The organism is Kitasatospora purpeofusca (assembly GCF_042691725.1).
GTDB lineage: Bacteria > Actinomycetota > Actinomycetes > Streptomycetales > Streptomycetaceae > Kitasatospora > Kitasatospora purpeofusca_B.
Map to the genome: position 1 here is coordinate 3,610,218 of NZ_CP170483.1, position 13,201 is coordinate 3,623,418.

At 74.3% G+C, this 13,201-nt stretch carries 12 protein-coding genes, 1 tRNA gene and 1 pseudogene; 3 read left to right on the forward strand and 11 right to left on the reverse strand.

Annotated features, from left to right (window positions below):
- Nucleotides 1-15 precede the first annotated feature (15 nt).
- Nucleotides 16-453 carry a response regulator gene (locus tag ACFCLZ_RS15090; RefSeq protein WP_380285402.1) on the reverse strand — a complete coding sequence of 146 codons (438 nt, stop codon included), beginning with the start codon at nt 451-453 and terminating at the stop codon, nt 16-18.
- A gap of 158 nt (nt 454-611) precedes the next feature.
- Between ACFCLZ_RS15090 and ACFCLZ_RS15095 the strand changes: the two genes are divergently transcribed.
- Nucleotides 612-683, forward strand: a tRNA-Arg gene (locus tag ACFCLZ_RS15095).
- Nucleotides 684-817: 134 nt separating this feature from the next.
- Here the strand turns inward: ACFCLZ_RS15095 and ACFCLZ_RS15100 are convergent.
- The 6 genes and pseudogenes from ACFCLZ_RS15100 to ACFCLZ_RS15125 all read right to left on the reverse strand — a co-directional run.
- Nucleotides 818-1,516, reverse strand: coding sequence for a hypothetical protein (locus ACFCLZ_RS15100; protein ID WP_380285403.1), 699 nt, complete (start codon nt 1,514-1,516; stop codon nt 818-820).
- Between the two features lie 99 nt (nt 1,517-1,615).
- Nucleotides 1,616-2,626, reverse strand: a complete 1,011-nt coding sequence (locus ACFCLZ_RS15105; RefSeq protein WP_380285404.1) for a trypsin-like serine peptidase — start codon at nt 2,624-2,626, stop codon at nt 1,616-1,618.
- Between the two features lie 101 nt (nt 2,627-2,727).
- Complete coding sequence (locus tag ACFCLZ_RS15110; protein ID WP_380285405.1) at nt 2,728-2,880, reverse strand: hypothetical protein; 153 nt, start codon at nt 2,878-2,880, stop codon at nt 2,728-2,730.
- Nucleotides 2,881-2,959: 79 nt separating this feature from the next.
- Nucleotides 2,960-4,495 carry an MFS transporter gene (locus ACFCLZ_RS15115; protein WP_380286175.1) on the reverse strand — a complete coding sequence of 512 codons (1,536 nt, stop codon included), beginning with the start codon at nt 4,493-4,495 and terminating at the stop codon, nt 2,960-2,962.
- 297 nt (nt 4,496-4,792) lie between these two features.
- Complete coding sequence (locus ACFCLZ_RS15120; protein ID WP_380286176.1) at nt 4,793-6,517, reverse strand: DUF885 domain-containing protein; 1,725 nt, start codon at nt 6,515-6,517, stop codon at nt 4,793-4,795.
- A gap of 156 nt (nt 6,518-6,673) precedes the next feature.
- Nucleotides 6,674-7,300, reverse strand: a pseudogene (locus ACFCLZ_RS15125) (rhomboid-like protein); the annotation flags it as partial.
- Nucleotides 7,301-7,560: 260 nt separating this feature from the next.
- Here ACFCLZ_RS15125 and ACFCLZ_RS15130 point away from each other — a divergent pair.
- The gene (locus ACFCLZ_RS15130) at nt 7,561-8,310 is read left to right on the forward strand and encodes a TetR/AcrR family transcriptional regulator (RefSeq protein WP_380285406.1); all 750 of its coding nucleotides are present in this window, start codon (nt 7,561-7,563) and stop codon (nt 8,308-8,310) included.
- Nucleotides 8,311-8,370: 60 nt separating this feature from the next.
- On the opposite strand, the gene ACFCLZ_RS15135 is transcribed toward ACFCLZ_RS15130, so the two are convergent.
- Nucleotides 8,371-9,231 carry a fumarylacetoacetate hydrolase family protein gene (locus tag ACFCLZ_RS15135; RefSeq protein WP_380285407.1) on the reverse strand — a complete coding sequence of 287 codons (861 nt, stop codon included), beginning with the start codon at nt 9,229-9,231 and terminating at the stop codon, nt 8,371-8,373.
- A 186-nt stretch (nt 9,232-9,417) separates the two neighbouring features.
- Here ACFCLZ_RS15135 and ACFCLZ_RS15140 point away from each other — a divergent pair, with 186 nt between their 5' ends.
- On the forward strand, nt 9,418-10,119 hold the full coding sequence (locus ACFCLZ_RS15140; protein ID WP_380285408.1) for an MBL fold metallo-hydrolase: 702 nt from the start codon (nt 9,418-9,420) through the stop codon (nt 10,117-10,119).
- Here the strand turns inward: ACFCLZ_RS15140 and ACFCLZ_RS15145 are convergent.
- The 3 genes from ACFCLZ_RS15145 to ACFCLZ_RS15155 all read right to left on the reverse strand — a co-directional run bounded on the left by ACFCLZ_RS15145 (nt 10,075) and on the right by ACFCLZ_RS15155 (nt 13,183).
- The gene (locus ACFCLZ_RS15145; protein ID WP_380285409.1) at nt 10,075-11,271 is read right to left on the reverse strand and encodes a protein kinase; all 1,197 of its coding nucleotides are present in this window, start codon (nt 11,269-11,271) and stop codon (nt 10,075-10,077) included. The two genes, ACFCLZ_RS15140 and ACFCLZ_RS15145, sit on opposite strands and share 45 nt — an antisense overlap.
- Nucleotides 11,272-11,378: 107 nt before the next feature.
- The gene (locus ACFCLZ_RS15150) at nt 11,379-12,362 is read right to left on the reverse strand and encodes an ABC transporter substrate-binding protein (RefSeq protein ID WP_380285410.1); all 984 of its coding nucleotides are present in this window, start codon (nt 12,360-12,362) and stop codon (nt 11,379-11,381) included.
- 68 nt (nt 12,363-12,430) lie between these two features.
- A complete protein-coding gene (locus tag ACFCLZ_RS15155; protein ID WP_380286177.1) occupies nt 12,431-13,183 on the reverse strand; it encodes an amino acid ABC transporter ATP-binding protein in 753 nt (250 codons plus the stop codon).
- Nucleotides 13,184-13,201: the final 18 nt, after the last annotated feature.

Below are 13,201 nucleotides of genomic sequence, written 5' to 3' on the forward strand. Positions count from 1 at the left end.
TCCGGCCCCCGGCGCTCAGCCCCGATCGCCCCCGTCTGTTCGCTGAGGGCGAAACCCGCCGGAGGCCCCGTCCCGGTGGCCGAGCTCCACCAGCCGCCGCACCAGCGCCACCAGGTCCGCCGGGTCGAAGGGCTTGCCCAGGTAGCCGTCCACCCCGACCGACTCCCCCAGGTCCAGGTCGGCCGGTGTGCAGGCGCTCACGATCGCGATCGGCAGCAGTCGGGTCCCCGGCGCCGCCCGCAGCCGGGCCGCCGTCCGCAGGCCGTCCAGCCGCGGCATCATCACGTCCAGCGTCACCGCGTCGGGCTTCACCCGGCGGACCACCTCCAGGCACTCGGCACCGTCGGCGGCGGTCACCACCTCGAAGCCCTCGAGCTCCAGGTTGACCCTGATCAGCTGGCGGATCACCTCGCTGTCGTCCACCACGAGGACCCGCCCGGACACTCCCGACACCTCACCGAGGGTATCGGCGGCCCCGCCGCCCCGTCCGGTCTTTGCGGACTTCCACCGGCCCCGTCCGGCGGCCCCCGCGCAGAACCCGTGCACGGAGCGCGCCCCGGGCCTGGTAGTGTTCTCCACGTCGAAGCGAACGCGACGACAACATCGAGCAAGCCCCCGTAGCTCAGGGGATAGAGCACCGCCCTCCGGAGGCGGGTGCGTAGGTTCGAATCCTACCGGGGGCACTTCGCGAGAAGTGCTGAAGAGGCCCAGGCCAGTGGCGAGTTGCCACCGGACTGGGCCTTCGTCATGTTCCAGGCACCTCCGGGCGCGCCAACCCCGGCCCGGGGCGGCGGAGTTGCTCCGCCGCCCCGGGGCCTCAGTCGGCGACGGGGCTGGGCGCGGCAAAGGTCTCGGCGGGGCCGAAGTCGCTGAAGGCCAGGGTGATCGCGACCTTCGCCCCGTCGACGACCACCGTCTCGTCGACGTGGCGGGTGCGGCCCTGCGCGTCGATCCACTGGTCGAGGTCGAGGGAGGTGACGCCCGTCCTGGTCAGCGCGCGGTGGACCGATGGGGCGGCGTCGGCGAACTGCGCCACGTCGAGGTGGCCGGCGAGGTGGAAGGTCGGCACGCCGTCCCTGGTCTCCATGCCCTTGCGGGCGGACGGGCCCTGGGCCAGCAGCAGCTTGGCGTAGTCGCCGTAGTCGTAGTCCGAGACGTCGGTGGACCGCGGGGTCTTCAGCCAGGTGCCGGTGGCGTCGTGCCCCCGCAGGTACTCGGCGTCCGCGGTGGTGACGCCCTCCCGGAGGGTTCCGTCCCCCTCCTTGCCCTGCCAGCGGCCGGTGAACAGGGTGTCGAGGTTCTGCCGCGCCGTGAGGACGGCGGGCTCGACGTCGCCGTCGGGGGCGCGGGTCGCCTCCACGGTGACCGCGTACGGCTCCTTGCCCCGCTTCGCCACGGCCTCCGCCGGGTCGAAGGCGCCGCCGGCCCCGGCGGGCGCGTCGTCCCCCTGACAGCCGGTGAGCAGGGCGAGGACGGCGGCGGTCGTGGTGGCGGCGAGGACGGTGGTTCGGCGCACGGTGGAAGCCCCCCAAGGCAACACGGATGGTCGGTGCGCGCAGAGCCTCCCACAGCGGGGTCCACCCGTCGAAATGGGATTCCGGGCGACCCCCGGCGGTCAGGCCGAGGCGGCGGCGACGGCCTCGGCGTAGAGGGCCGCGACGGTGTGGTCGAAGTAGGCGCTGTAGGAGGTGTCGTCGGTGTCGCCGCCCTCCTGGTAGCCGCCGATGGCGCCGACGACATCGCCGGTGGTGGTGGAGATCCAGGGCCCGCCGCTGGTGCCGCCCGGGTAGCCGGGGCAGTCGACGACGCGCTGGAAGGCGCTCTGGCGGCCGGTGGTGCCGGTGCACAGCAGGGGGTGCTCGGCGGCGGCGGGGTAGCCGTAGAGGCGGACGTCGGTGCCGAACGGCTCGTCGGTGCCGAGCGTGTTGCCGCCGACCACGTCCTCGATCCGGCGGCCGGAGGCGTCGGCGGCGGTCTCCAGGACGGCGAAGTCCTCGTCCTGGTCGCCGTCGTGGGACCAGCCGGTGGTGGTGTGCACGGCGGTGACCCGCCAGGTGCCGTACGGGGCCCGGCCGTCGCGGTAGCCGGGGGCGAAGGTGACGCCGCTCGGGTCGCCGACGCAGTGGGCGGCGGTGAGCAGCAGGTTGCCGGTGGCGCTGTGCAGCACGCTGGCGGTGCAGAAGTGGTTGCCGGCGCTGACGGCGCCGGAGAACAGGGCTCCGACGGTGGCGGCCTCCGGGGTGGCCGGGGCGGTGCCGGTGGTGCCCGGCGGGTCGCTCGGGGTCGGGGTCGCGGTCGCGGTCGCGGTCGCGGTGGCGGTCGCGGTCGCGGTGGCGGCGGTCGCGGTCGGGGTGGCGGCCGTCGTGGCGGTGGGGGACGGAGCGGGGGTCGGGGACACGGTCGGGGACGCGGTCGGGGTGCCGGTCTCCACGGGGTCGGCCGGAACCGCCGGGGCCGCCGGGGCCGTTGCCGCCGTGGTCTCCGGGGAGGCCACGGCGGTGGCCCGGGGGGTCACGCTGTGGGTGCCGACCACCACGGCCGCCACGGTGAGCGCGGACAGGGTCGTGGTGACCAGGGTCGGGGCCAGGAGACGGTGTCGAGAGGTGCGGCGGCGGTGCTGGCCCATGGCCCGGTCGGCTCCTGCCCTGGTCGGCGGCGGTACGGGAACCGACTATGGCGCCCCGAGCTGGAAGCGCCGTGATGCGTCGCTGGGAACGGGATGAGAATTCAGCCGGTCGACGGCCCGCTCACCGGGCCCCGGCCGGCGCGTCCGCGGTGATGAAGGCCGGCGGGCACTTCGAGCCGGTCGACCCGGACGACGGCGTCGACGCCGGCCCCGCCCACCACCAGCAGGTCGAAGTCCCACTCGGACTCGGTCACGGCCGCGCCTCCTTGCTCCGGGATGTGGCGAGGAGTCAAGCAGGCGCCGCGGGCCGACGGCAAGGGGCTGCGGCAAACGTCATCGGGCGCGCTGTCGCTGGTGGGCCGGGGTCTGTGCCTGGGTCTGCGCCTGGGTCTGCGGCGCCCGGGCACCGGCTTCGGCCTCCGCCGCGCCGGCGGCGGCCTCGGCGGGCTCTGAAGTGCCGGCGGCGGCCTCGGCGGGCTCCGCGGTGCCGGTGGCCTCCCCCGGCGCCGGCCGGTGGTTGATCATCGCGAACGCGATCAGCGCAGCCAGCAGCAGGATGCCCATCGCCACCCAGGTGGCCACCACGTAGCCGTGCACGGCCCCCTCGGCCCGGACCGCGGGGTTCCCGGCGTCGGCGGCGCGGGCGGCCAGCCAGGTCGCGGTGGCGCTGGCCGCGATGGTGTTCAGCAGGGCCGTGCCGAAGGAACCGCCGACCTGCTGGGCCGAGTTGATCGTGGCCGAGGCGGCGCCCGCCTCGTTCGGCGCGACGCCGAGGGTGGCCAGGCTCATCGACGGCATGAAGACCAGGCCCATGCCGAAGCCGAGCAGCAGTTCGGCGGGCAGCACCATGCCGGCCCAGGGGCTGTCCACCCGCATCTGGGTCAGCCAGGCCATACCGGCGGCGGCCAGCAGCAGTCCGGGACCGATGAGGTTGCGGGACGGCACCCGGGTCATCAGCCGGGCCGCGAAGCCGGTCGAGCTGATGACGATGGCGGCGGTCATCGGCAGGAAGGAGACGCCGGACATCACCGGCGAGAAGTGCTTGATCACCTGGAGGTAGTAGGTCAGGAACAGGAACAGGCCGAACATCCCGATCATCGCCAGGCCGATCGAGAGGGCACCGCCGCCCCGGTTCCGGTCGGCGACGATGTGCAGCGGCAGCAGCGCGTGCGGCGTCCGCTTCTCGACCAGGACGAACACCACCAGCAGCAGCACGCCGAGCAGCAGCGAGCCCAGCACCAGCCCGTCGCCCCAGCCCCGGGTGACCGCCTCGGACATGCCGAACACGATGGCGAGCAGGCCGCCGCAGCCGAGCAGCGCGCCGGGCAGGTCGAGCCTGTTCCGGGTGCCCTTGCCGATGTGGTCGCGGGTCAGCACGGAGAACGCCGCGAAGGCGGTCACCACCGCGATCGGGGTGTTCACGAACAGGCACCAGCGCCAGTTCAGGTACTCGGTGAGCACGCCGCCGAGGAGCAGGCCGATCGCGGCGCCGCCGCCGGCGATCGCGCCGAAGATGCCGAAGGCGGTGCTCCGCTCCCTGGGGTCGGAGAAGGTCGTGGAGAGCAGCCCCAGCGCGGAGGGGGCGAGCAGCGCGCCGAAGGCGCCCTGCAGGGCGCGGGCGGCGAAGAGCATGGTGGGGCCGTTGGCGCCGCCGCCGATCGCGGAGGCGAGGGCGAAGCCGAGCAGGCCGACGATGAAGACGCGTTTGCGGCCGAAGAGGTCGCCGAGCCGGCCGCCGAGGAGCAGCAGTCCGCCGAAGGCCAGCGTGTAGGCGGTGATCACCCATTGCCGGTCGGCGTCGGAGATGCCGAGGTCCTTCTGGGCCGACGGGAGGGCGATGTTCACGATCGTGATGTCGAGGACGATCATCAGCTGGGCGATGGCGATGACCGCCAACGCCCACCAGCGGCGGGAGTCCGCCGTTCCATGACCGGTGGCAGCTTGGGCTTGGGCAGACACTGGGGGAGCCTTTCCGGAGGGTTGCGGAGAGGTCACGCAGTCGCCTTCCAGCCAAACGCGCCGGGCGGTGAATGGCAAGGAAAATATTGAACAAATCGGTCGAATCAGGACCAAAGAACCAGGGGGCGTAGGACCACTGCACGAGGCCCCCGGGACCGTCCCGGGGGCCTCGCCGCCTGCGGCCGCCGGCCGCTGCAGCGCCGACCGCTACAGCGCCGACAGCTCCGCGACCAGGTCGTCCAGGCCCAGCGAGCCCTGCGACAGCGCCGCCATGTGCCAGGCCTTGAGGTCGAACACCTCGCCGCGCGCCTCGTGCGCCGCCCGGGCCGCCGCCCGCCCGCGCAGCCAGGCCCGCTCGCCCAGCTTGTAGCCGATCGCCTGCCCGGGCAGGCCCAGGTAGCGGACCAGCTCGCTGTCCAGGAAGTCGGCGGACAGCCCGCAGTACAGGCCGAAGAACTCGCGCGCGGCCTCCGGCGAGACCGGCTCCCCCGCGCGGTACGGCGAGTCCGCCGGGAAGTCCAGGCCGGCGTGCATGCCGATGTCGACGATCACCCGCAGCGCCCGCATCATCTGCGCGTTGAGGTAGCCGAGGCGGTGGCCCGGGTCGGTGAGGTAGCCGAGCTCGTCCATCAGGCGCTCGGCGTACAGCGCCCAGCCCTCCACGTTGGCGCTCACCCCGCCGAGGCTGACCTGGTAGGTGGAGAGCCGGTCGGCGACGTAGTTCCACTGCGCGAGCTGCAGGTGGTGGCCGGGGACGCCCTCGTGGTACCAGGTCGAGACGAGGTCCCACTCGGGGAACCGCTCGCGGCCCAGGGTCGGCAGCCAGGTCCGGCCGGGGCGGCTGAAGTCCAGCGACGGGGCGGTGTAGTACGGCGCGGCGGCGCCGCCGGCCGGGGCGATCCGGGACTCGACCCGGGTGATCGGCTCGGCCAGGTCGAAGTGGGTGCCCTGGAGGTCGGCGATCGCGCCGTCCATCAGGCCCTGGAGGAACTCACGGGCGGCCTCGGCGCCGACCCGCGCGGGGCCGTCGCTCTCCAGCCACTTCATCGCCTCCATCGGCTCGGCGCCGGGCCGCACCTTCTCGGCCTCGGCGCGCATCTGGGCGAGCAGGTCGTGGAACTCCCGCCAGGCCCAGCCGTAGGCCTCGTCGAGGTCGAGGTCGGCGCCGGTCCAGTAGCGCACCCAGCGGCCGTAGCGCTCCCGGCCGACGGTGTCGGGGGCGTCGGCGGCGGCCGGCCCGTAGACGTCGCGCAGCCAGTCGCGCAGGGCGGCGAGCGCCTCGGCGGCGGCCACGGCGTGCCCGGCCAGCTCCTCGCGCTGCGCCTCGGGGGCCTCCCGGACCAGCTCGCCGAACCAGCCGCCCGGGACGTCCCCGACCAGCCACTCGCCCAGCTGGCCGGTCACCGTGGTGACCTGGCGGGGGCCGGAGAACAGTCCGCGCTCGATGCCCTCGGCGAGGGTGGCGCGGTATCCGGTGAGCGCCTGCGGCACCCGGGCGAGGCGGCGGCCGAGGATCCGCCACTGCTCCTCGGTGTCGGTGGGCATGAGGGTGAAGACATCACGGAGGTTGTGCACCGGGGAGCCCAGGTTGTGGACCGCCCGGTACCGCTCCCCCGCGTCGTGGACGGCGAGTTCGGCGGTGAGCCGCTCGCGCAGCAGGCGGGCGCAGCGGCGTTCGGCCTCGTCCCGGGGGGAGCCGGCCGCCTCGGCCGCGTCGAGCGCCGCCTCGGCCTCGTCGAGCCGGGTCAGGGCGGCGCGGCCGAGTTCCGCGATCGCCTCGGCGCCGGCCGGGGAGAGGTCGGGGAGGCGGTCGTCCTCCGGGTTCAGGCCCAGGTACACCGCGGTCAGCGGGTCGAGCTCGGCAAGGTCCCGTACATAGGTGTCGGCGACACGTCGGGGTGTGGTGCCGTCGGAGCTGATCAGTTCAACCATTCGGCCATCATGGCGCGGCCCGCGCCGTTTGCAAGCCCCCTCTCGATGGCATGGACCGGCCATTTTTCGCCCGGGGCGCCGGGGCCGGTCGCGCGGGCCGCCCGACCGGCGGCGCCGCAGCGCCCGGCCCGGGTCCCAGAGGGGCCGTCCGTGGGCGAAGGGGAAGAAGGCGAGCCCGATCAGCGCGGCGCTGAAGTGCCCGAGGTCCGTGAAGGTGTGCGAGACCACCAGCGGCACCAGGTAGAAGACCACCACCCCGCCGCCGTACAGCCACCGCCAGCCGCCGGCGAACCGGTAGGTGAGCACCGCCACCACCCCGGCCAGCGCGTAGGAGACGCCGACGTCCACCGTTTCGGCCATGCTCCGCTGCAGGGTGCCCCGGACGATCCCCCAGGCCACCACGCCCTCGCTCACCAGGGTCGCCAGCACGTGCGCCGTCGCGGCCACGACGAACCAGCGCGCGGTGCCCAGCCAGCGCTCGGCGTTGGCGTGGAACACGGTGAACAGCACGGCGTACAGCGGCCAGCTCGACGTCTCGGTCCACAACGCGCTGGCCACCAGGGCGTGCACCGGGCGCGAGCGAAGGTGCTCCAGATTGGTCGAGCGGGCGGCCAGGAACCAGTCCAGGGTGCGCTGGTCCATCCGCGCCACGACGAAGCTGGTGACCGCCAGCAGGAGCAGCCACAGGTACGTGCCGGGCGCCGAGCGGACCCACGCCAGGAGCGCGCGCGGCGCCCCGCGCAGCCGGCGCGCCCGGGGCGGCCGGTCCAGCGTCTGCGCCATCCGGCGGGCCTCCTCGGTGCGGCGGCGTGGTGCGTCCCATCCTCGGGCGGGGCCCGGCGGGACGCCTCCCGGAACGGGTCGTCCGACCGGGTGGCGCGGGCCCGGCCGGGCGGCCCGCACCGGCCCCGGACCAGCCTCGCACGGGCCTCGCACCGGCCTCGCACGGCCTCCGGACGAGCCCCGGACGGGCGCAAACGCCCGTTCGGAAGATCGGTGCAGACCCGGCTCCGTTCCGGCCCGGGGCCGTTACGCTGACCGCCATGGAAGCCAGCCCAGCGCCCGTCCCGCCCTCCCCCGACCCGGCGGCCCGGCCGCGGCGCGCCGGGTACCGGCGGCTGCCCGTGCAGCAGCGGCGCGAGCAGCTGATCGCGGTGGCGCTGGAGCTGTTCGCCCGCCGGCCGCCCGAGGAGGTCGGGCTGGACGACGTCGCGCAGGCCGCCGGGGCGTCCCGGCCACTGGTCTACCGGTACTTCGCGGGCGGCAAGCAGCAGCTGTACGAGGCCGCGCTGCGCAGCGCGGCCACGGAGCTCACCGACCGCTTCACGGTGCCGCCCGCCGGGACCCCGACCCAGCAGCTGTCCGCCGTGCTGGAGCGCTACTTCTCCTTCGTCGCCGAGCACGACGCCGGCTACTCGGCGCTGCTGCGCGGCGGATCGGTGGTGGAGACCGCCCGCACCTCGGCGATCGTGGACGACGTCCGGCGGGCGGCGCTGCGGCGGACGCTGCGCCACCTCGGGGTGCGCCAGGCCGGTCCGCGGCTGACGCTGCTGGTGCGCTCGTGGATCGCGGTGGTCGAGGGGGCCTCGCTGAGCTGGCTCGACGAGGGCCGGGCGCTGCCGGTGGACGAGCTGCGCGAGTGGCTGGTGGACCAGTTCGTGGCGATGGCCGCGGCGACGGCGCTGCACGACCCGCAGACCGCCGAGGTGCTGGCCGCGCTGCTGGCGCTGGAGGGTCCGAACGCGCCGCGGACGGCGCGGCTGCGGGCGGTGCTGGGAGCGTCCGGCGGGTAGCGCGGGTCCGGTCGCCACGGCCCCCGGCCCCCGCGCCGGGGGCCGGGACCGCGGCCCGCCCTACGCCTTGCCGAGGACCTGGCGCTGCCGGCCGAGGCCGTCGATCTCGATCTCGACGACGTCGCCGGGCACGAGGTAGGGCGTGCCCGGGCGGCCGAGGGTGACCCCGGCCGGGGTGCCGGTGATGATCACGTCGCCCGGCTCCAGCACCATGAAGTGGCTCGCGTAGCGGACCAGCTCCAGCACCGGGAAGACCATCCGCTCGGTGGAGCCGTCCTGGCGCTGCTCCCCGTTCACCCACAGCCGCAGCGCCAGCCGCTGCGGGTCCGCCACCTCGTCGGGGGTGACCAGCCAGGGCCCGAGCGGGGTGAAGGTCTCCGCCGACTTGCCCTTGTCCCACTGGCCGCCGCGCTCGAACTGGAAGGCGCGCTCGGTGACGTCGTTGGCGATGGTGTAGCCGGCGATCACGCCGGCCGCCGCCGCGTGGTCCTCCAGGTAGCGGGCGGTGCGGCCGATCACCACGGCCAGTTCGGCCTCGTAGTCGGTCTTCTCGCCGCCGCGCGGCACCAGCACCTCGTCGTACGGGCCGACCACCGTCGAACTCGGCTTGAGGAAGATCACCGGCTCGTCCGGGATCGCCGCGCCCGCCTCGGCCGCGTGGTCCCGGTAGTTGAGGCCGATGCCGACCACCTTGCCGGGCCGGGCCACCGGCGGGCCGACCCGCTGCCCGGCGAGGTCGGCCACCGGCAGCCGCCCGGCCGCCACCCGTCCGGCCAGCTCGGCCGGGCCGGAGCCGTCCAGCCCGGCGAGGAAGCCGCCGTCGATGTCCGCGGTCACCCCGGAGAGGTCGTACGCGGTGCCGTCCTGGGCCAGCGCGACCGGGCGCTCGGCGCCCGGCGGGCCGACACGGAGAAGCTTCATCCGATCCCCACCTCCTGATTCGTCGATCGCCGGGGCGGTGAGGGCCCGCGCCCGGCTGCTGCCTGCGAGGTATACCAACGGCCCGCCGCGGGGGCCAGGCCGGCCCGACCGGCGCAGTCCCCCGGGGCCGTCACGCCCCGGGCGAACAGGGGCGTGGGCGGCCGCCCGGCGGTACAGGATCCACGCATGGAGATCACCCGCATACGGCCCGAACTGACCGTCATCACCCTGGACTTCGGCACCGCCTACCTCTGGCGCGACGAGGACGGCGCGCTCACCCTCGTCGACACCGGCATCGCCGGGCAGGCCGACGCGATCGAGGAGGCGATCCGCGCCGTCGGCGCCGACCCGGCCGCGCTGCGCGGCATCGTGCTCACCCACCACCACGAGGACCACGCCGGCTCGGCCGCCGAACTCGCCCGGCGGCTGGGCGCCGGGGTGAGCGCCCACCGGCTGGAGGCCCCGGTGGTCCGCGGCGAGCAGGAGCCCCGGCCGTTCGCGCTGAGCCCCTTCGAGCAGGAGCTGTGGGACGCCCTGCCGACGCTGCCGCCCGCCCCGCCGTGCCGGGTGGACCGCGAGGTGGCGGACGGCGAGGTGCTCGACTTCGGCGGCGGCGCCGTGGTGGTGCACGTGCCCGGCCACACCGACGGGTCGATCGCCCTGCACCTGCCGGAGTCCGGCGTGCTGTTCACCGGCGACCTCGCGGCCAATGTCGGCCACCGGACCATGCCGGGCGTCTTCAACACCGATCCGGCGCTCGCCCTGGAGTCCTTCCGCCGGCTGGCCGCGCTGGAGGCCGACACCGTGCTGTTCGGGCACGGCGAGCCGATCGCCGAGGGCGGCTCAGCCGCCCTGCGTCGAGCCGTCGAGCAGCTCGGCGAGCACTAGCGGCCGGTCCGGCTCGGCCTCGGCGTCGGCGCTCTCCCGCTCCCAGCGCTCCAGGTCGCGCCCGACGTCCCCGCGGGCCCGGGGGTGGTCGTCCAGGACGGGCAGCAGCTCGCGCAGCAGCGCGACGGCCGCCCGCGGCCGGCCCGAGCGGGCCAGCCAGAGCGCCAGGTCGTGGCAGGTCCGCAGGGTCCGCGGGTCGGCCGGCCCGAAGGCCCGGGAGAACTGCGGGATCAGCGCGACCAGTTGCTCGACGGCCCGCTCGGGCGAGCCGGCCGCGCCGCGCCGCCAGGCGTCGTCGGCCTTGCGGCGCAGCGCGTCCGGGTCGGTGCCGACCTTGACGTCGCGCAGCCGGCGGCGGACCTCGGCGGCGTCGGCGGGCCGGTCCTCCGGCTTCTTGGCGAGCATCTGGAGCACCAGCCGGTCCAGCGCCGGGTCGGACGTGCCGGGGGCCGGCGGCTGCTCGTTGACGTGCTTGTACATCATCGAGACCGGCGTGAGGGCGCTGAACGGGCGGCGGCCGGTGCACAGTTGGTAGAGCAGCACGCCGAGCGCGTACAGGTCGGCCCGGCCGTCGATCGGGTCGCCGGACCAGCACTCGGGCGCCAGGTACGCCGGGGTGCCGATGACCACGCCGGTGGAGGTGAGCCCGCCGCCCTGCTGGGTGAGCAGGCGGGCGATGCCGAAGTCCAGCACCTTGGCCTCGCCGGTGTCGGCGATCATGATGTTCTCGGGCTTGATGTCCCGGTGCACCACACCGCTGCGGTGCGCGGAGTCCAGCGCCTTGCAGACCTGCCGCGCCCAGCGCAGGGCGACCGACAGCTCCGGCCGGACCCCGTCGCCCAGCAGCGCGGAGAGCGGCCGGCCCCGGACCAGCTCCATCACCAGGTAGTGGGTCGAGCGCGCGCCGTCCTGCACCCGCCCGTAGTCGTACAGGGTGACGATATGCGGATGGGACAGGCCGCCGACCGTCTTGGCCTCGCGGATGAACCGGCCGACCGACTCCTCGTCCCCCGCCTTCTCCTCGGAGAGCACCTTGAGCGCGACCGCCCGCCCGATGGTCTCGTCGTGGGCGGCCCAGACCACGCCGAACCCGCCCTGGCCGAGCTCCCGGTCCAGCCGGTAGCGGCCGCCCACGACATCGCCCGCCTTCATGCCTTCCCCCACAAGTCCGCCGGAACCGACCACCGTTCATCCTGACCGGGTCAGGGTAGCGGCGGGCAGGGGTGTTCGGGTGAACGGCCCCGGGCCCCGGCCGGAGCCTACGTCTTCGGCAGGCCGACCGGGTTGATCTCCGAGTTCGGCACGGCCTCGGCGTCCAGGCCCCAGCGCTTCAGCACCTGGCTGTACGTACCGTTCTTGATCACCTCGTCGATCGCCCCGTGCAGCGCCTTGACCAGGCCGTTGTCCTTCTTGGTGGTCGCCCCGATCTTGCCGAGCACGTCGGCGCCACCGCCCGAGTAGGTGCCGATCACCTCGGTCTCCCCGGTCTGCACGGCGTGGAAGGCGGCCATCGGGTTGGGGCCGACGTAGATGTCGATCCGGCCCGAGGAGAGCGCCAGGTAGTAGTCCGCCGAGTTCTGGAAGTACTTGATGTCGGCCGGCTTGAGGCCGTTGCGCACGTTCTCCTCGTTCCAGGCGACGAGCAGCTTCTCCTGGTTGGTGCCGGAGCTGACGGCGAGGGTCCGCCCGGCGATGTCCTTGGGGCCGGTGATCTTCCAGCCGCTGCCCTTCTTCGCCTCGAAGCCGAGGATGTCGAGGCGGTAGGTGGCGAAGTCGTACTTCTCCTTGCGGGCCTCGGTGACGGTGATGTTGGAGACGCCGACGTCGTACTTGCCGCTGTCCAGGCCGACGAAGATGTTCTCCCAGGAGACCGGGTTGAACTCGATGTCGAGGCCGAGCACATTGCCGATCAGCGAGGCGATGTCCGGATCGACGCCGATGACCGTCTTGTCGTCGTCGGCGTAGAAGTCCAGCGGCGGCGTGGTGCCCAGTGAGTCGGCCACGGTCAGTTTGCCGCGCTTTCTGATCTCCTCCGGCACCAGCGCCGCGAGGGCGTCCACCTTGGGCGTGGTCACCCGGTTCTGCTGGGCCGTCAGGTTCACCGTGGTGCCGTTCGGCGCGGTGCTCCCCTTGGCGGGGGCGAGGTCCGCCGCGGCGTCCGTGGAGCTGCCGCAGGCGGCCAGCGTCAGGGCGGCGGCGAGCGCGGCGGCGGCGGTCACGAGGGCGCGACGGGGTAGGGACATGACGGGGCTCCTGCCGGTGGGAGAGGGGGGTTCGTGCCGGTGCGGTGGTGCGGTGGTGGTGCGGTGGGTCAGAGGACCTTGGCCAGGAAGACCTTGGTCCGCTCGTGCTGCGGATCGTCGAGGACGGCCTGCGGCGGGCCCTGCTCGACCACGACGCCGCCGTCCATGAAGACCACGGTGTCGGCGACCTCGCGGGCGAAGCCGATCTCATGGGTGACCACGATCATCGTGGTGCCGCTCCGGGCGAGGTCCTTGACGACGTCCAGCACCTCGCCGACCAGCTCCGGGTCGAGCGCCGAGGTCGGCTCGTCGAACAGCAGCACCTTCGGGTCCAGCGCCAGCGCCCGGGCGATCGCCACCCGCTGCTGCTGGCCGCCGGAGAGCTGGCGGGGGTAGGCGTCCGCCTTCTCGGCCAGGCCCACCCGTTCGAGCAGTTCCAGCGCGCGGGCCCGGGCCTCGGCCTTCGGCCGGCCCAGGGCGCTGATCGGCGCCTCGGTGAGGTTCTCCAGCACGGTCAGGTGCGGGAAGAGGTTGAAGTTCTGGAAGACGAAGCCGATGCCGGTCCGCTGCCGCAGGACCTCGCGCTCCTTGAGCTCGTGCAGCCGGTCCCCGGACCGGCGGTAGCCGATCAGCTCGCCGTCGATCGCGACGAAGCCGCGGTCCACCTTCTCCAGGTGGTTGATCGAGCGCAGCAGGGTGGACTTGCCGGAGCCGGACGGCCCGAGCACCACCGTCACCGAGCCGGCCGGCACGTCGAGGTCGACGCCGCGCAGCACCGCGTTCGCACCGAAGCTCTTCCACAGGCCGCGCACCTGCACCATGGGCGGCGCCGGGGGCGG

Excerpts from the sequence above, each read along its gene's own strand:
- ACFCLZ_RS15145 (WP_380285409.1), bottom strand. The coding sequence starts at position 11,271 with ATGAAGGCGGGCGATGTCGTGGGCGGCCGCTACCGGCTGGACCGGGAG.
- ACFCLZ_RS15120 (WP_380286176.1), bottom strand. The coding sequence starts at position 6,517 with ATGGTTGAACTGATCAGCTCCGACGGCACCACACCCCGACGTGTCGCC.
- ACFCLZ_RS15150 (WP_380285410.1), bottom strand. The coding sequence starts at position 12,362 with ATGTCCCTACCCCGTCGCGCCCTCGTGACCGCCGCCGCCGCGCTCGCC.
- ACFCLZ_RS15135 (WP_380285407.1), bottom strand. The coding sequence starts at position 9,231 with ATGAAGCTTCTCCGTGTCGGCCCGCCGGGCGCCGAGCGCCCGGTCGCG.
- ACFCLZ_RS15105 (WP_380285404.1), bottom strand. The coding sequence starts at position 2,626 with ATGGGCCAGCACCGCCGCCGCACCTCTCGACACCGTCTCCTGGCCCCG.
- ACFCLZ_RS15155 (WP_380286177.1), bottom strand. The coding sequence starts at position 13,183 with ATGGTGCAGGTGCGCGGCCTGTGGAAGAGCTTCGGTGCGAACGCGGTG.
- ACFCLZ_RS15140 (WP_380285408.1), top strand. The coding sequence starts at position 9,418 with ATGGAGATCACCCGCATACGGCCCGAACTGACCGTCATCACCCTGGAC.
- ACFCLZ_RS15130 (WP_380285406.1), top strand. The coding sequence starts at position 7,561 with ATGGAAGCCAGCCCAGCGCCCGTCCCGCCCTCCCCCGACCCGGCGGCC.
- ACFCLZ_RS15115 (WP_380286175.1), bottom strand. The coding sequence starts at position 4,495 with ATGATCGTCCTCGACATCACGATCGTGAACATCGCCCTCCCGTCGGCC.